20 protein-coding genes are annotated in these 14,701 nt (G+C 67.3%); 10 read left to right on the forward strand and 10 right to left on the reverse strand.

Annotation, left to right across the window (positions count from 1 at the left end; all coding sequences use genetic code 11):
* Nucleotides 1–19: 19 nt before the first annotated feature.
* Genes fliP through BGP17_RS01535 form a run of 3 tightly spaced genes read right to left on the reverse strand, consistent with a single transcriptional unit; the run spans nt 20 to nt 1,510 of the window.
* Nucleotides 20–754 carry a flagellar type III secretion system pore protein FliP gene (gene fliP / locus BGP17_RS01525; protein WP_167300862.1) on the reverse strand — a complete coding sequence of 245 codons (735 nt, stop codon included), beginning with the start codon at nt 752–754 and terminating at the stop codon, nt 20–22.
* Nucleotides 747–1,274, reverse strand: coding sequence for a flagellar biosynthetic protein FliO (locus tag BGP17_RS01530; RefSeq protein ID WP_167300863.1), 528 nt, complete (start codon nt 1,272–1,274; stop codon nt 747–749). The genes fliP and BGP17_RS01530 overlap by 8 nt, the downstream gene beginning before the upstream one ends.
* Nucleotides 1,274–1,510, reverse strand: coding sequence for a FliM/FliN family flagellar motor switch protein (locus tag BGP17_RS01535; RefSeq protein WP_086130154.1), 237 nt, complete (start codon nt 1,508–1,510; stop codon nt 1,274–1,276). The genes BGP17_RS01530 and BGP17_RS01535 overlap by 1 nt, the downstream gene beginning before the upstream one ends.
* 116 nt (nt 1,511–1,626) lie before the next feature.
* Here BGP17_RS01535 and flgC point away from each other — a divergent pair, with 116 nt between their 5' ends.
* From flgC to flhB, 5 genes are all read left to right on the forward strand, one after another.
* Nucleotides 1,627–2,034 (forward strand): flagellar basal body rod protein FlgC, encoded by a 408-nt coding sequence (flgC, locus tag BGP17_RS01540; protein ID WP_167300864.1) that lies wholly within the window; start codon nt 1,627–1,629, stop codon nt 2,032–2,034.
* Nucleotides 2,035–2,046: 12 nt separating this feature from the next.
* Complete coding sequence (gene fliE / locus BGP17_RS01545; RefSeq protein ID WP_286710788.1) at nt 2,047–2,361, forward strand: flagellar hook-basal body complex protein FliE; 315 nt, start codon at nt 2,047–2,049, stop codon at nt 2,359–2,361.
* A 164-nt stretch (nt 2,362–2,525) separates the two neighbouring features.
* Nucleotides 2,526–2,792 carry a flagellar biosynthetic protein FliQ gene (locus tag BGP17_RS01550; RefSeq protein WP_086130151.1) on the forward strand — a complete coding sequence of 89 codons (267 nt, stop codon included), beginning with the start codon at nt 2,526–2,528 and terminating at the stop codon, nt 2,790–2,792.
* The gene (gene fliR, locus BGP17_RS01555) at nt 2,789–3,547 is read left to right on the forward strand and encodes a flagellar biosynthetic protein FliR (protein WP_167300866.1); all 759 of its coding nucleotides are present in this window, start codon (nt 2,789–2,791) and stop codon (nt 3,545–3,547) included. The genes BGP17_RS01550 and fliR overlap by 4 nt, the downstream gene beginning before the upstream one ends.
* Nucleotides 3,547–4,617: a flagellar biosynthesis protein FlhB gene (gene flhB / locus BGP17_RS01560; protein ID WP_286710789.1), complete on the forward strand. Its 1,071-nt coding sequence runs from the start codon at nt 3,547–3,549 to the stop codon at nt 4,615–4,617. Before fliR ends, flhB begins: the two co-directional genes overlap by 1 nt.
* A 31-nt stretch (nt 4,618–4,648) precedes the next feature.
* On the opposite strand, the gene BGP17_RS01565 is transcribed toward flhB, so the two are convergent.
* From BGP17_RS01565 to BGP17_RS01575, 3 genes are all read right to left on the reverse strand, one after another.
* Complete coding sequence (locus BGP17_RS01565) at nt 4,649–5,950, reverse strand: OmpP1/FadL family transporter (RefSeq protein ID WP_167300868.1); 1,302 nt, start codon at nt 5,948–5,950, stop codon at nt 4,649–4,651.
* A 49-nt stretch (nt 5,951–5,999) separates the two neighbouring features.
* Nucleotides 6,000–6,413: a DUF2147 domain-containing protein gene (locus BGP17_RS01570; RefSeq protein WP_167300869.1), complete on the reverse strand. Its 414-nt coding sequence runs from the start codon at nt 6,411–6,413 to the stop codon at nt 6,000–6,002.
* A gap of 183 nt (nt 6,414–6,596) precedes the next feature.
* Nucleotides 6,597–7,019, reverse strand: coding sequence for a flagellar assembly protein FliX (locus tag BGP17_RS01575; protein WP_167300870.1), 423 nt, complete (start codon nt 7,017–7,019; stop codon nt 6,597–6,599).
* A 103-nt stretch (nt 7,020–7,122) separates the two neighbouring features.
* Between BGP17_RS01575 and BGP17_RS01580 the strand changes: the two genes are divergently transcribed.
* The 3 genes from BGP17_RS01580 to BGP17_RS01590 are packed head-to-tail and all read left to right on the forward strand — an operon-like array spanning nt 7,123 to nt 8,933.
* Entirely contained in the window at nt 7,123–8,205 is a 1,083-nt protein-coding gene (locus BGP17_RS01580; protein ID WP_286710790.1) for a flagellar basal body P-ring protein FlgI, read from the forward strand.
* Complete coding sequence (locus tag BGP17_RS01585) at nt 8,205–8,507, forward strand: rod-binding protein (RefSeq protein ID WP_286710804.1); 303 nt, start codon at nt 8,205–8,207, stop codon at nt 8,505–8,507. The genes BGP17_RS01580 and BGP17_RS01585 overlap by 1 nt, the downstream gene beginning before the upstream one ends.
* A complete protein-coding gene (locus BGP17_RS01590) occupies nt 8,508–8,933 on the forward strand; it encodes a flagellar protein FlgN (RefSeq protein ID WP_286710791.1) in 426 nt (141 codons plus the stop codon). It begins immediately after the preceding gene.
* Nucleotides 8,934–9,079: 146 nt separating this feature from the next.
* On the opposite strand, the gene BGP17_RS23855 is transcribed toward BGP17_RS01590, so the two are convergent.
* The 4 genes from BGP17_RS23855 to BGP17_RS01605 all read right to left on the reverse strand — a co-directional run bounded on the left by BGP17_RS23855 (nt 9,080) and on the right by BGP17_RS01605 (nt 12,724).
* Nucleotides 9,080–9,214, reverse strand: a complete 135-nt coding sequence (locus BGP17_RS23855; protein WP_353681856.1) for a putative endonuclease domain-containing protein — start codon at nt 9,212–9,214, stop codon at nt 9,080–9,082.
* 19 nt (nt 9,215–9,233) lie between these two features.
* Nucleotides 9,234–9,476, reverse strand: a complete 243-nt coding sequence (locus BGP17_RS01595) for an endonuclease domain-containing protein (RefSeq protein ID WP_286710792.1) — start codon at nt 9,474–9,476, stop codon at nt 9,234–9,236.
* Between the two features lie 78 nt (nt 9,477–9,554).
* Complete coding sequence (locus BGP17_RS01600) at nt 9,555–9,971, reverse strand: flagellar basal body protein (protein WP_167300874.1); 417 nt, start codon at nt 9,969–9,971, stop codon at nt 9,555–9,557.
* Nucleotides 9,972–9,973: 2 nt separating this feature from the next.
* Entirely contained in the window at nt 9,974–12,724 is a 2,751-nt protein-coding gene (locus BGP17_RS01605) for a hypothetical protein (protein ID WP_353681857.1), read from the reverse strand.
* 130 nt (nt 12,725–12,854) lie between these two features.
* Here BGP17_RS01605 and BGP17_RS01610 point away from each other — a divergent pair, with 130 nt between their 5' ends.
* Together BGP17_RS01610 and BGP17_RS01615 are read left to right on the forward strand one after the other, a co-directional pair.
* Nucleotides 12,855–13,889: a flagellar motor switch protein FliG gene (locus tag BGP17_RS01610; protein ID WP_167300876.1), complete on the forward strand. Its 1,035-nt coding sequence runs from the start codon at nt 12,855–12,857 to the stop codon at nt 13,887–13,889.
* Nucleotides 13,890–13,901: 12 nt separating this feature from the next.
* Complete coding sequence (locus BGP17_RS01615) at nt 13,902–14,564, forward strand: FliH/SctL family protein (protein ID WP_286710794.1); 663 nt, start codon at nt 13,902–13,904, stop codon at nt 14,562–14,564.
* Nucleotides 14,565–14,701 lie beyond the last annotated feature (137 nt).

Here is a 14,701-nt window from a genome sequence, read left to right on the forward strand (position 1 = left end):
CCCGTCCCTGACGGCTTCGCTACTGGGCGAAGCTCTTGACCAGCGATCCGGCGACCAGCGCCCAGCCATCCACCAGCACGAAGAAGATGATCTTCATCGGCAGGGATATCGTGGGTGGCGGCAGCATCATCATGCCCATCGCCATCAGCACCGCCGACACCGCCAGGTCGATCACCAGGAACGGCAGCAGCAGCAGGAAACCGATCTCGAAGGCGCGCCGCAGCTCCGAGATCATGAAGGCCGGCGCCAGCGTGGTCAGCGGCGTCTCGGCGCGGTTCTGGATCTTCTTGCCCCCCAGGTCGGCGAACAGCTTGAGATCGCTGTCGCGCACCTGGCCGAGCATGAACTTGCGGAAGGGCTCGGCCGTCCGCTCGAAGGCCTGGCTCTCGGTGATCCTGCCCTTGGTATAGGGGTCGACGCCCTGGCTCCATGCCTTCTCGAAGGTGGGCGCCATCACGAAGAAGCTCAGGAACAGCGCCAGGCTGATGATCACCGGATTGGGCGGCACGCCTTGCGCGCCGATGCCGGTGCGCAGCAACGAGAGCGCCACCACCATGCGCGTGAAGCTGGTCACGGTCATCAGCAGGCCCGGGGCCAGGCTGAGCACCGTCAGCATCAGCACCAGCTGGATCGCCTTGGCCGAGAGCGCGCCGTCCGCGCCGCCGATGTTGATCGTCGTGCCCTTGGCTTGGGCATAGGCCTCGGCCGGCATGAGGATCAGGGCGGCAAGGGCCGCCGCGAGCAGCCTATGCATCGAGCGCGGCCCGCACCGCGGCGCGGTTCCACCGCGTGGTGTTGCGCTGCTCGCGGACGCGCTTCGGCGCGCGCGGCGGATGGGCATTGCGCGCGGCGGCGGCAGTCGCGGCCCGGGCGGCAACGGCCCGGGGCAGCTCGGCCAGCCTGGGAAGATCGACCAGCCGGGCGAAATTGGCACCGAGCGCGGCGATATCCTCGGCGAGGTTGGCCGCCGGCATGGGCTCCGCGGCCGGCTCGGGCACAGACGGCTCGGGCGCGACGATGCCGCTCTCGATGGTCGCCTGCCCCTCGGGGCCGAACATCACGAGATGCTCCATCCCGTCGCGGCGGATCAGCGCCACCGAGCGCTTGCCGTCGACCGACAGGCGCTCGACGATCTCGATCCGCTTGCGGCGCGTGCTGGTCACGCGGCCGGGCAGCTTCAGATCATAGCGCTTCACGAACCACAGCGCGCCGGCGAGCATGCCGAGCACCATCCCGAGCGCACCCAGCGTGCGCAGCGTCGACAGGATGTCCATCAGTTGCGCTGCTTCTTCACGAGTTCGGTGATTTCGAGCGACATCACTTCGCCATCGACCAGGACCACGCCCTTCGCGACGAGCTCGTCGTTCACATATACGAGCGAGGGATCGTCCTGGCTGCTTTCCAGCGGGATCATCGCGCCGCGGCTCATCTGCAGGACCTGGCGGATCGGCACATTGGCCGAGCCCAGCACGATCGACATATCGACCATAATTCCGTCGAGCACTGACATGCGTGTTCCTTTCAGGAGGACTTATAGGAACCTTTTTTCCGCGCTCGGCGCCCGCCCCGGCAATTTTTGCCTACAATGGAGGAAACGGCCCGTCGGGCCTGCTTGGAAGGACGATCATGGACCTCAAGACCTCGCTCGGCATCTCCGCCTCGGGCCTGCGCGCGCAATCGCTGCGCATGCGCGTCATCGCGGAAAACCTGGCGAACCAGGACTCGGTGTCGGATACGCCGGGCGGCAATCCCTATCGCCGCCGCGTCGCCAGCTTCCAGTCCGAGGTCGACCGCTCGACCGGCGGCCTGGGCGTCAAGGTCAAGGCGATCGAGAACGACAAGTCGGACTTCGTGAAGGTCTATCAGCCCGGCCATCCGGCCGCGGACAAGGACGGCTATGTCATGAAGCCCAACGTCAACGGCCTGATCGAGACGGCCGACATGAAGGCGGCGCAGCGCAGCTACGAAGCCAATCTCAATGCCATCGAGGCCGCCAAGAGCCTGACGATGCGCACCATCGACCTCCTCAAGTAAAGGATATTCGGAATGTCCATCGGCGCACTTGATGCGATGTCGGCCTATGGCCGCGTCGCCGGCCTTGGCGGCAACAGCAAGACGGATCCTGTAAAGACCGGCGGCAGCGCCGGCGGCTTCGGCGCGATGGTGGAGGACATGGTCACCGGCACCGCGGACCAGCTGCGCACCGCCGAAAAGACATCGGCCCAGCAGGTCGCCGGCAAGGGCGACCTGATCGACGTGGTCACCGCGATCGGCGCCGCCGAGACCGCGCTCGACACCATGGTGGCCGTGCGCGACCGAGTGGTGAACGCCTATTCCGACATCATGCGGATGCAGATCTAACTGCGCTCTGTGTTCCTTGCGGCTCCCCGGCAAAGGCCGGGGCCCAGTATCGGGCTGGTTGGTTGGATGGGGAAATGACCCTCTCAATGGACATTGCAACTGGGCCCCGGCCTTCGCCGGGGAGCGGCCCTTTCCCTCCCGCGAACCGCTTTCGGGGCTGAACGATGCTGCCGTCCCAGGTCCTCGCCCTGGCGCAGAGCGCGCTGATGCTGGTGCTCACCATCGCAGGTCCGCTGCTGCTGACCTCGCTGATCGTGGGCACCGTCATCGGCCTGCTCCAGGCGCTGACGCAGATTCAGGAAACCACGCTCACCTTCGTCCCCAAGCTGCTCGCCATGGGGCTGGTGCTGCTGCTCATGCTGCCAACGATCGGACAGGCGCTGAACGACTTCATGACCAGGATCGGCAGCCTGATCGTGACCGCCGGATGACGCTGCCCCCCGACCTGGCGCTGCAAGCCTCGGCCTTCTTCATCGTCTTCGCCCGGGTGGGCGCGGTGCTGATGCTGCTGCCGGTGTTCGGCGACGACGCGATCCCCGGCCGCATCCGGCTGATGATCGCCTTCGCCCTCTCGGCTACCATGTATGGCCTGGTCGGCGCCCCTGCCCGCGTGGCGGTGGAAGCCGGCGCGGCGCTGCCCGCGGTGCTCGTCGCCGAGCTGATGACGGGCCTGGCCATGGGCATGATCGTCAAGATCCTGTTCCTCGCCGTCTCGATGGCGGGTTCGGTGATCTCGACCCAGATCGGCCTCTCCTCCGCGGTCATCTTCGATCCCGCGCAGAGCAGCGCGGCGCCCCAGCTCTCCAAGTTCGTCGCCATGGCGGCGGCGCTGGTGTGCATGGGCATGCAGGTCCATCACCTGTGGCTGGGCGCGATCGTCCACAGCTATCAGAGCTTCCCCGTGGGCGGGCTGCCGCCGGCGCATGATTTCGCCATGCTCGCGGTCGAGGCGATCGGCCGCTCGATGACGCTCGGCCTGAGCCTCGCCGCTCCGCTTCTCATCTATGGCATCGTCTTCAACGTCGCGCTCGGCCTCGCCGCGCGCGTGGCCCCGGCGATCCAGGTCTTCTTCATCGCCCAGCCGCTCAACCTGCTGCTCGGCATCAGCCTCGCCGCCGCCACGCTCGGCACCATGCTCACCTTCTTCGCCCGCGCCATGGGCGACGCGATGCAGGGAGGCTGGTGATGTCGGGCGATACCGACCAGGACGACAAGACTCACGATCCGACGGACAAGAAGCTCGAGGACGCGCGCGCGAAAGGCGATGTGCCGATGGCGCCCGAGATGCGCCACGCGGCGATCTTCGTCGGCATGCTCGTGGTGATGGGCGGCCTGGGCACCTACACGCTGCAGCTGCTGGGCACGCTCTTCGTGCGGCTATGGGGCAGCGCCGACGATTTCCGGATGGAGCCGCAGGGCGCCGAGAGCTTCGTGACCGGCGTGATGCGCGCCAGCGCCTTCGCGCTGCTGCCGATCCTGGGCACGTTGTTCGGCATCGCGCTGCTGGGCGGCATCCTCCAGGGCCGGCCGATGCTCAGCTGGAGCCGGGTGAAGCCCAAATGGTCGAAGCTCAATCCCGCGAGCGGCGCCAAGCGGATGTTCGGCAAGATGGCGCTGATGGAATTCGCCAAGACGCTCGCCAAGCTCTGCCTGGTCGGCGGCGTGGCGGCGTATCTCGCATGGCCGCATGCCGCCGCGATCGATGCGATGGTGGGCGCCGACCTTCAGCAGGTGGGCAGCGCCACGCACGGCATCGTCTATTCGATGCTCCGCCCGATCGCGATGCTGGTAGGCGCGCTCGCCCTGTTCGACTTCGTCTGGCAGCGCCGCGCATTCCTGCAGCGGATGCGCATGAGCCTCCAGGAGATCAAGGACGAGCACAAGCAGAGCGAGGGCGATCCGCACATCAAGGCCAAGGTCCGCCAGATCCAGATGCAGCGCTCGCGCGGCCGCATGATGCAGAACGTGCCCAAGGCCAGCGTGGTGATCACCAACCCGACGCACTATGCCGTGGCGCTGCACTATGACCATGGCCAGATGGCGGCGCCGGTGGTGGTCGCCAAGGGCGTCGACGGGATCGCGCTCAAGATCCGCGAGATCGCGGGCGAGCACGGCATCCCGCTGGTGGAGAACCGCCCCCTTGCCCGCGCGCTCTATGCCAGCGCCGAGATCGATCGTCCGATCCCGGTGGAACATTATGCCGCGGTCGCCGAAGTGATCAGCTATGTGCTGAAGATCGCGAAGAAGAGGCGCTGAGCGCCCCTTCCCCGCGATACTTCAGAGTTCCTCAGAACTTCAGGCGCGCGCCCGCCGAGAGCACGATGGCATGGGCGTCGCGCAGCTCGCCATCGGTAAGGATCGGCGTCTGCGCGGCGGTGCCGGCATAGGCGGCGGTGACGCGGTCGATCGGGGCGTCGGCGAAGCTGACATAATTCGCCGCCAGGTCGAACGAGAGCTTCTTGTTCGCCGCGAGACTGCCGCCCACGCCGAAGTTCCAGCGGTTCGAATCCGGCACCCGGGCATCGCGCTCGCCATCCTGGGTCGGCGTGGTCGCGCGCTGGACGCCGGCACGCAGCGTCACCTTGGGCGACACGGCATAGTCGATCCCGCCGGCATAGCTCCAGCTGGCGCGGTAGTTCTCGGGGATCGCCTGGTTGACCGGCGCGCCCAGGCGGATCGCGTCGAACTTGTCCCAGCCATAGCGGATCACCTGCGCGTTCAGGGTCAGCTTGTCGGTTGCCGCGAAGCGGGCGCCGGCGATCGCCTGGGACGGCGTGTAGAATTTCGCCTCGACGCCCGAGAGCTGCATGTTCGACGTCGCCAGCGGGCCGACCAGGCCCGAGACGGTAAGGTCGCCCTTCAGCGTGTGCTCGATCGCCGACTTGTAGCTGAGGCCCAGGGTGAAGCGGCGCGAATGCAGCTGCACGCCGGCGGTCCAGCCGAGATCCCAGCCATCGCCCTTCAATTCCTGATGTCCGTCCGGCAGCACCGCCGCCAGATTGGGCAGCGCGTTGCCGAGGCTGGCATCGGTATATTCGATGTTGAGCCCGGCGCCGACGCGCAGCCAGTCGGTCACCGCCACGCCGATGCTCGGCTGGATGTCGACCGTGCGCAGCTGGGTCCGGGCGGCGCTGTAGCGCGCCCAGCTGTCCGCCGGATAATCGGTGGTGAAGCTGTAGGGCGAGGTGATCGAGACGCCGAGCGCAATGCGGTCGTTCAGCGGCACGGCGATCGCGCCCGAGGGGAGCACGCCGTTGTTGATCGGATTGCGAGTGACGCCGTTGCCGCCCACCGGCGCCGGCGGCTGCCCCGGGCGGACGATCAGCGTGCCCCTGTCGGCAACCTCGCCGCGCGGCAGGATGACGGAGGCGGAAAGCGTGGCGTCGCCACTCTCGATGCCGCCGATCGCGGCAGGGTTCCACCAGATCGAAGCGGAGCCGGTATCGGCGGCCTCGCCCGAGAAGGCACGGCCGGCGCCGCGGGCGGATTGCTCCTGGAGATAGAAGGCCTGGGCATGGGCAGCCTGGGAGAAGCCGAGCAGCGCGATCAGCGCGCTGCCGGCGGCGAGCGAATATCTGAAGGGGGACATCGGGGTAATCCTTGTACGCGTACGGATACTGAGAACTCGGAAACGCGCGTCAGCGCACGCGGGTCCAGGTCTGGGTGCGGCAGAAGGGCTTGAACACGCAGCCGCGCAGGTTGAGCTGGTCGTTGCCGGAGAGGGTGATCTCGGCGCTGTAGGTCTTGCCGTCCTCGGCATTGTAGATCTTGCCGCCGTACCAGCCGCCATTCTGCTGGCTGAAGCCGGAGAGGATCTGCAGGCCCATCAGCTTGCGTGTGCGCAGTGCCGCGTTGCCGTTGTTGCCGTCGGCCAGGTTCGGGTTGGTGCGCAACTTGTCCGACCCGACGATCTTGCCGCAGATCGACGCGCCGCATCGGGTGATCTCGACGATACCGTTATGGACGGGGGTCTTCCAGCGGCCGACCACGGCATCGGCCGGCTGGAGCGCGGGGGCCGCTGCGACGGCAAGCCCCATAAGCAAAGCCAACATAGGCATACTCTCCTCGAGGGGATTCCATGCCGCGCTCTGCCGGCTGGTCATGGAAGGAACGGCATCGCCCTTTCGAACGCGAAACCGGTGGCGCCTCCCTAGGTTCCAAAAATCCGGTATGCAATTGCGTTCGGATTTGAAACTTAAAAACCGAGGATGCCGTAAGGGAATGAAAGGCGCGGATCAGGCCTTGAGATCGAGCTTGGCCAGCTCGACTCGGACGCGCAGCTCGATGTCGGAGAGGATCGCGGCGAGCGCGGGATCGTCGGTGCGCTCGAAGGTCTCGGACCATTCGACGATCGCCGTGAGCCGCGCCGGGCTGACCACTCCGGCGACCAGCTCGCGGTGGAGCTGATCGAGCATGTCGATGCCGCGCTGGGCGTCGACTGCCTGTTTGCGGCGGCGCTCGATCGCGGGATCGGCGGCGGCGAGCGTGACGAGCATCGCGACCGAGGGGTTGAGCGCCTGCGCCGCATTGGCCCCGGGATGCAGGGGCGCGGGCGCCGCGGGGGCTTCCCCCTCGCCCACCGAGAAGCCGGACGCGACCTTGGGCAGCGCCGCCATCAGGCTGTGCAGCAAGGGTGCCTGCAGGTTCTCGATCCGCACGAAATCTCGTCCCCTGGGCCCGCATGGCCCGTCTTCTATCCTATAAGAGAATTATCGGAAATTTTCCACTTCCAGGGGTTATATGCTGCGCTTCGCCGCTCCCATGATCGCCCTGCTCCTGAGCCTGGGCCTCGCACCGGCCGCAACGGCCCAGACGCGGATCAAGGACGTCGTCAACGTCGAGAATGTCCGCGACAACCAGCTCGTGGGCTATGGCCTGGTCGTCGGTCTGGCCGGCACGGGCGATCGCCTGCGCAACACGCCGTTCACCGAGGAATCGATGCAGGCGATGCTCGAGCGGATGGGCGTGAACATTCGCGGGACCGAGATGAAGACGCAGAACGTCGCCGCCGTCTCGATCACCGCGACGATGCCGCCCTTCGCCCGCTCGGGTTCGCGGATCGACGTCCAGGTCTCGGCGCTGGGCGACGCGACCAGCCTGCAGGGCGGGACGCTGATCGTCTCGTCGCTGCGCGGCCTCGATGGCGAGATCTATGCGGTGGCGCAGGGCAATGTCGCGGTCTCCGGCTTCAAGGGCCAGGGCGCCGCCGCCAGCGTGAGCCGCGGCGTGACCACCTCGGCCCGCATCGCCGGCGGCGCGATCATCGAGCGCGAGGTGCCCTATTCGCTCCTCTCGGCCAATGGCCTGAAGCTGGCGCTCAAGAACCCCGACTTCGCCACCGCCGACCGCATCGCCGGCGCGATCAACGCGAAATATCCGGGCAGCGCCGCGGTACTGGACCCGGCGACCGTGCAGCTCACGGCGGGTTCGAATTTCGTCGGCAACGTGATCGACCTGGTCACCCGCATCGGCGAGCTGTCGGTCAAGGTCGACCAGCCGGCGCGCGTGGTGATCAACGAGGCTTCGGGCACCGTCGTCATGAACGCCGACGTCCGCATCACGCCGGTGGCGATCGCCCAGGGCGGCCTGACCATCACCGTGACCGAGAGCCCCCAGGTCTCGCAACCCGCGCCGTTCTCGAACGGCCAGACCACGGTGGTGCCGCGCACCAACGTGCAGGTGAACGACGGCAACGGCGCCAGCCTGGCGATGGTCGACGGCGCCAGCCTGCAGACGCTGGTGAGCGGGCTCAACACGCTGGGCGTCTCCCCGCGCGACCTGATCACCATCCTCCAGGCGATCAAGAGCGCCGGCGCGCTCCAGGCCGATATCGAGGTGCAATGATGCGCGACGTGACTTCCCCCACCGGGTCCCAGGCCCCGGCCGTCCCGGCCAATCCGAAGCTCGATGCCAGGAACCGCGAGACCGCGAAGAATTTCGAGGCGGTGTTCCTCGGCCAGATGACCCAGCTGATGCTCGAGAGCGTGCAGCAGGGCGACGGGGAATTCTCCGGCGGCCATGGCGAGGAAATGTTCCGCGGCATCATGGCCGAGAAGCTGGGCAACGCGATGGCCGCCAAGGGCGGCATCGGCCTGGCGCCGGTGGTGCTCGACCAGATCATCAAGCTCCAACAGGGTAACAAGTAAATGACCGAGCAGCTCATCGACGCCATGGTGTCCCTCACCCATATTATGGAGGAGGAGAGCGATCGGCTGGGCCGGGCCCCCTATTTCCCCGAACTGCCCGAGATCGCCCAGGCCAAGCTGCGCCTTACCGGCCGGATCGAGGCCGAGGTGGCGCGGATGAAGCGGGAGGCGCCCGACGACTGGGCCGAGCGGCTCGACCCCGAAACGCGCGAGACGCTGGCCGAGGCCAGCCGCGGCCTGCGCGACGCCTCGGCCGTCAATGCGCGGATCCTCGCGCGCCAGATCGAGCTCTCGGTCGAGATGATGGGCGCGATCGCCGCCGAGGCCCAGCGCCTGACCGGCAGCCGCAGCATGACCTATGGCGCCTGTGGCGGCCTGGGCGGGATGGACGCCCCGGCGCCGATCTCGATCAACGCCCGGCTCTGAGATCTCCCGCGCGGGGCGCCGGTTTCGCGCGGCCGGAGTGTCGGAAGTTTAGGCAAGCGCGCGCACTCCAACATCTCCGACAAGTCAGAGAGCAGCCGGATTCTCGGCCCGGGGAGCGAAGCAGGCGAAATCCTACATTGCAATCTTTAGCCCTCTCCCGCTTGCGGGAGAGGGTTGGGTGAGGGTGTGTCAGGCGTCGCAGGCGATGTCGCCAATTTGAGGCGTATCGCCTCGACGACGCCATCGAAATTCTCGACCAGATCGCTGTTCCAGAAGCGCATCACCACATAGCCCTGGGCTTCAAGATAGGGCCGTGCGGCGCCTATCGCCTTCTTCGCTGTGCTGACTGCCGTCCAGTTCGACGACCAACCGCTTTTCCACGCACAGGAAATCGACGACGAATGTGCCGATGGTCGCCTGGAACCGGAACTTGTGGTTCTCGAGCTGCCGGTTTCGCAGTGCGGACCATAGCTTGCGTTCAACGCCGGTCGCTTCCCTGCGAAGGCGGCGCGCATGGGGATTGGTGGGACGTATCGCCGGCATTCGGGCAGAGTAACCCACCTCACACCCTCACCCAACCCTCTCCCGCACGCGGGAGAGGGCTAAGGAGAAGGAAGGAACCTACCCGCTCTTCCCGACCGCCGTCTTCAGCATGCTCAGCTGCTTGCGGTAGAGATTGGTCATCGCAGTGAAATCCGCCTGGACCTGGCCGAGCTTGAGCAGCTGGTCCTCGAGCGTGACGTTGTTGCCGTCGGGCTTGGTCTCGCTGATGTCCTTGTCGAGCACGATGCCGGCGCCGGCCGGCTGGATCGCGCCCAGGCCCTTCATGCCGGCGGTCAGTTCGACGCGCGGCTTGGCGACGCGGATGCTGCCGGTGCCCGCGCTGCCCAGCAGGTCGGAGAAATCGGCGTCCTCCACCATGCGCGCCTTGAAGCCCGGCGTCTCGCTGTTGGCGATGTTCTGGGCGATCACGCGCTGACGATCGGAGAGCGTCTCCATCTGGCGGCGGATGCCGGAGAGGATCGGGGGCATGTCCATGATCAGAATCCGTAGGTGGAGGGCGTGGAGCTGTTCAGGCGCGCGAGCGCCGCCTGATAATTTGCGAGCTGGGCGTTCACGATCGCGGTGCTCTCCTTGCCGGTCGCGGCATTCTTCTTGCTGCCGTCGATCATCTTCGCCTTGGTGTCGTCCCAATAGAGCGCGCGATAGGCGGTCTGCGACATCGAGATCGCGTCCTTGATCTTGCCGAGCGCGGTCTTGGCCATGTCCGCCGTGGACAGGCTGAGCCCCTCGCCCAGATCGAGGCCGAAGCTGCCGCCCGGACGAACCTTGGGCGCATTGCTCGATACCGGCGCCTGGGTCGCGATGCGCTGCGGCTCCATGCCAAGCTTGGCGAGCGCGTCGCTGTCGCCCGTGCCTGCCAGAAGCTGCAACTGATGCCCCGACTTCATGGTGATGCGCAGCTGCTGGACGCCGTCGACCGCGGTGGCGGTGACGCTTGCCTTGGACGCGCCGAGCATGCCCTGCATGCGCGTGGCGATCGACTGGAGCGTGTCGTCGGCAAGGATGGTCAGCTTGCGGACCGCGCCATCATCGGCCTTGAACGAGAAATAGTCGCCTGCCTTCAGCCCGGTCTGCGTCGTTACCTTGCTCGAGGCGACCGCGTTGATCGTTCCGCGCCCATAGCCGAGCGCCGAGACCGCGCTGGCGCCGCCCGTGTCGGCGGCGATGCGGACCGGCTCGGTGCGCAGCAGCGCCTGGCCGAACTGGGTGGTGTTCTGCACCGCACCGGTCGACGCGTCGATGCGCGCGACGAAGCCGTCGGTCGGTCCGCGGCGGGTTGCCGCCAGGTCGCCGGTGGTGCGGCCGCCGGCATAGAGCTCGCCGTTCATGAAGGCGATGCTGTCGACCTGATCGTCGGCCGAGGAGCCGAGATAGGTGGTGCTGGCGCTCGACAGGCCGGCATCGATCCGCGTGACGAAGCCGTCGCGATTGCCGCTGATGCCGTTGACCTGGCTGCCCGAAAGCGCGGTCGAGGTCGCGCCGCCCACGGCGATCGTGCCGTCATCGGCTACCGCGATCACGCGGGCATCGGCAGTGCCGAGGCTGAGGCTGCCCATATCGGTGGCCAGCGACGAACCCTGGAACTTGCGGAGCTCCGCAGTGCCGTCGTGCGAGACGAGCGCCAGGACATTGCCGTCGTCGTCGACCGCGAGCGCATTGACGCTGTCGCTGCCCGGCCCTGTGATGGTGCGGCGCTCGGCGATCTTGCCGCTGGCATCGATGCGCGCGACGAAGCCGTCATTGCCGGCGGCGATGCGGCCGCCGACATAGACCGAGCCGTCGGCGCCGACCGCCACCGCCTTGGCGACGTCGGTGCCCGCCGAGCGGACCACGGTGGAGAATTTCTCGTCGCCGTTCGCGGCATATTTGGCGACGACCATGTCGCCGTCGGTCGAGGCGCCGCCGAAGCTGCCGGTGACCGTGCCCGCGACGACGATGCTGCCATCGGGGCCCAGGCTCACCGCCGCGCCGGTCGACGAACCGGTGGCGCCGAGGCTGCGCTGCCAGACGACATTGCCCGCGCCGTCCACCTTGGTGAGGAACAGGTTGTTGTCGCCGTCCGACAGATTGGCGCCAAGGTCGCCCTTGGTGGTGCCGACGACATAGCTGTTGCCCTGCGCGTCGGTGACCACCGCGGCGGCGTCGGTATTGGCATAGACGTTGCTGGTCGACGTCTTGACGGTCTTCACCTTGCCGTCGAGGTCGGTCGTGGTGGTGGTGATCGTCGTCGTCTTGCCGGCGGCGACGTTCTGCGCGGTCGCCTGGCGATCGAGCGCCTGGATCGTGCCCATCGCCACGCGGGTGTTGTCACCTGCCGGATCGTCGAAGCGGAAGAGCTGGGTGGAACTCGGCGCGTCGAGCGCGGTCTGGCCGGTGGCGACGACCAGCGCGTCCTTGGCGTTGGTCTGGTCGAGCGTGACCTGCTCGATGCCGGTGGGGTTCGAAAGGGTGAAGCCCCATTTCCCGCCCTCGTTGGTCACCTTGAAGGTCGACTTCCAGCGCGGCACGACATTGCCGTTGGCGTCGAGCTGGGGCGCGCCATTGGTGTCGAGATTGGGGATCGCGGCGATCGCGGCGTTGAACTGGGCGGCGACGGAATCGAGCGTGGGCGGCTGCGCGCCCTGCGACAGGTCGACGGTGACCGTCTGCGCCGCAACGCCCGGCTTGCCCAGCGTGATCGCGAACTGCTCGGTGCCGGTGAGGCCGGGGATCGCATCGCCGCGCGCCTTGACCAGGGTCTTGCCCTCGGTCTCGTAGACGCTGGTGGCGACCAGCTTGTTCGAAGTGACGCTGGACGCAGGCTTGCCATAAGCGAGCTTCACCAGGTCGGACGGCGCGGTGCTCAGATAGGATTGGAGATCGTCCAGCCCCTTGAGGAAGGTCTTCTGCAGCTGGGCGCGCTGCGCGTCGGAAGTGGTCTTGGCGCTCGCGGTCTCGGCGAGCACGCGCAGCTTGTCGAGCGCCTGATAGGCAGTGAAGCTGGTCTGCACGTCCTTGGGCAGGAAAGTGCCGTTGCCGTCGGTGATGGCGGGGGTGATGATCGAGCGCAGCGCGGTGATCGCGGCGACCTGACTGGCGTTGACCGGCAGCGCGTCGCCGCTCTTCCACGGCGCCACGGTGGCCGCGGTGGTGAACTGCGCCTTGGCCATCCGCACGGCCTTGCTGTCATAGGCGATCGGCGAGACCGCCGACGTCATGGTCGAGCTCGACCCCGTCAGGATGCTCAAGCCGATCAGGTTTCCAGATAAATTAACCGTCATCGCGATCCGCCCTGCCTCCCTTGTTCCTATAATAGAGGGACAGCGGCCCCCGCCCTTGTGCGCGGCCGCAATTTTTTCGCGAGGGAAACGAAAAAGCATGTCCGTGATGGCGCCGATCGCAGAACCGCCCGAACTCAAGCGCTTCAGCGGCGCACAGCGCGCCGCCGCCCTGATGCTGGCGCTGGGCAAGGATCACGGCGCGCCGATCTGGGAACAGCTCTCCACCGACGAAGTGAAGGAGCTGTCGTCGACCATCGCCGGGCTGGGCCGCATCCCGGCCCAGGTGGTGGAGCATCTGCTCGTCCAGTTCACCAGCGAAGTCGCCTCGATGGCGACGCTGCACGGCAGCTACGAGACCACCGAGCGCCTGCTGACCGGCATCCTGCCGGGCGACAAGGTGAAGGAGATCATGGAGGACATTCGCGGTCCTTCCGGCCGCACGATGTGGGACAAGCTCTCCAATGTCAGCGAGTCCGTGCTCGCCGGCGCGCTGAAGCACGAATATCCGCAGACCGTGGCGGTGATCCTCTCCAAGCTGCGCCCCGACCATGCCGCGCGCGTGCTCTCCGAACTGCCGCGCGACTTCTCGGTCGACGTGATCATGCGGATGCTGCGCATGGAAACGGTGCAGAAGGACGTGATCAACCAGGTCGAGCAGACGCTCAAGACCGAGTTCATGACCAACCTCTCGCGCTCGCAGAAGCGCGACCCGCACGAGGCGATGGCCGAGCTGTTCAATTCGCTCGACCGCTCGACCGAGGAAGCGATGCTCACTGCGCTCGACAATCGCGCGCCGGAGAGCGCCGAGCGGATCCGCGCGCTGATGTTCACTTTCGAGGACCTGGGCAACCTGCTGCCGCCGGCGATCTCGTCGATCGTCCGCAACGCCGACAAGCGCCAGATGGCGCTGGCGCTGAAGGGCGCGCCGGACAGCCTGAAGCAGCTGTTCTTCGGCGCGATGACCGAGCGCGCCTCGAAGCTGCTGCGCGAGGACATGGCGGGCATGGGCCCGGTCCGCGCCCGCGATTGCGAGGAGGCCCAGTCGGCGCTGGTGCGCCTGGCCAAGGACCTGGCGGACCGCGGCGAGATCCTGCTCGTCGATCCCAAGTCCGACGACGCGATGATCATCTAGGGGACTTTGCCGATGAGCATGCACGCCCATGTCCATGTCGAGCGTTTCGGCTTCGACCGCATCTTCGCCGTGCCGCCCGGCCGGAGCGCGCCGATCGGCCCCGATGCCGCGCTCGAAGTGGCGACGCTGCGCGCCGAGCTGGCGTTGCTCAAGTCCGAGCAGGAATCCGCCCTCGCCCTCGCCCGCGCCCAGGGCTATGAGACCGGGCTGGCCCAGGCGCGCGCGGAACGCGAAGTCGCGCTGCTGAGCGCGGTCGACGCACTGCAGGCGGGGATCGAAGTGATCGACGCGCAATTCACCGAAGTCTCCGAGCGGGTTACCGGCGAAGCGGCCGAAATCGCACTTGCCGCGGCCGACATGATCGCCGGGCGCGCCCTCGAAACGGCGCCGGGCGCCGCGATCGACGAGGCGATCGGCCGCGCACTCAGCCAGGTCGCGCGCGGCACCGAGCTGCTGGTGCGGGTCCATCCCGACCTGCTGGAAGACATCGAGGGCCGCATCGCCGATCGCCAGTCCCGCGACCGCCGCAAGCTGAACCTGATCGTGGTGCCCGATGCCGACATCCCGGTGGGCGACGCCCGGATCGGCTGGGAGGAAGGCGGCCTGGCGCTCGATGCCGCCGCGCGCCGCGAAGCGGTGCTGACCGAGCTCGAGACGCTGCTCAAGGCGGCATGACCCGGATCTCCCCTCCCTGGAAGGGAAGGGGTCGGGCGGCATGGCATCCTCATCCATTGCCATAACCGTATCGCGTACATCCACCCACCCCTGCCCCTCCCTTCCCGGGAGGGGTTTCGATTCCGGGAAAGGCCAGG

The sequence above is a fragment of the Sphingomonas sp. 67-41 genome (assembly GCF_001899725.1).
GTDB lineage: Bacteria > Pseudomonadota > Alphaproteobacteria > Sphingomonadales > Sphingomonadaceae > Sphingomonas > Sphingomonas leidyi.

Excerpts from the sequence above, each read along its gene's own strand:
- fliP (WP_167300862.1), bottom strand. The coding sequence starts at position 754 with ATGCATAGGCTGCTCGCGGCGGCCCTTGCCGCCCTGATCCTCATGCCG.
- BGP17_RS01530 (WP_167300863.1), bottom strand. The coding sequence starts at position 1,274 with ATGGACATCCTGTCGACGCTGCGCACGCTGGGTGCGCTCGGGATGGTG.
- BGP17_RS01535 (WP_086130154.1), bottom strand. The coding sequence starts at position 1,510 with ATGTCAGTGCTCGACGGAATTATGGTCGATATGTCGATCGTGCTGGGC.
- flgC (WP_167300864.1), top strand. The coding sequence starts at position 1,627 with ATGGACCTCAAGACCTCGCTCGGCATCTCCGCCTCGGGCCTGCGCGCG.
- fliE (WP_286710788.1), top strand. The coding sequence starts at position 2,047 with ATGTCCATCGGCGCACTTGATGCGATGTCGGCCTATGGCCGCGTCGCC.
- BGP17_RS01550 (WP_086130151.1), top strand. The coding sequence starts at position 2,526 with ATGCTGCCGTCCCAGGTCCTCGCCCTGGCGCAGAGCGCGCTGATGCTG.
- fliR (WP_167300866.1), top strand. The coding sequence starts at position 2,789 with ATGACGCTGCCCCCCGACCTGGCGCTGCAAGCCTCGGCCTTCTTCATC.
- flhB (WP_286710789.1), top strand. The coding sequence starts at position 3,547 with ATGTCGGGCGATACCGACCAGGACGACAAGACTCACGATCCGACGGAC.
- BGP17_RS01565 (WP_167300868.1), bottom strand. The coding sequence starts at position 5,950 with ATGTCCCCCTTCAGATATTCGCTCGCCGCCGGCAGCGCGCTGATCGCG.
- BGP17_RS01570 (WP_167300869.1), bottom strand. The coding sequence starts at position 6,413 with ATGTTGGCTTTGCTTATGGGGCTTGCCGTCGCAGCGGCCCCCGCGCTC.
- BGP17_RS01580 (WP_286710790.1), top strand. The coding sequence starts at position 7,123 with ATGATCGCCCTGCTCCTGAGCCTGGGCCTCGCACCGGCCGCAACGGCC.
- BGP17_RS01585 (WP_286710804.1), top strand. The coding sequence starts at position 8,205 with ATGCGCGACGTGACTTCCCCCACCGGGTCCCAGGCCCCGGCCGTCCCG.
- BGP17_RS01590 (WP_286710791.1), top strand. The coding sequence starts at position 8,508 with ATGACCGAGCAGCTCATCGACGCCATGGTGTCCCTCACCCATATTATG.
- BGP17_RS23855 (WP_353681856.1), bottom strand. The coding sequence starts at position 9,214 with ATGCGCTTCTGGAACAGCGATCTGGTCGAGAATTTCGATGGCGTCGTC.
- BGP17_RS01595 (WP_286710792.1), bottom strand. The coding sequence starts at position 9,476 with ATGCCGGCGATACGTCCCACCAATCCCCATGCGCGCCGCCTTCGCAGG.
- BGP17_RS01600 (WP_167300874.1), bottom strand. The coding sequence starts at position 9,971 with ATGGACATGCCCCCGATCCTCTCCGGCATCCGCCGCCAGATGGAGACG.
- BGP17_RS01610 (WP_167300876.1), top strand. The coding sequence starts at position 12,855 with ATGTCCGTGATGGCGCCGATCGCAGAACCGCCCGAACTCAAGCGCTTC.
- BGP17_RS01615 (WP_286710794.1), top strand. The coding sequence starts at position 13,902 with ATGAGCATGCACGCCCATGTCCATGTCGAGCGTTTCGGCTTCGACCGC.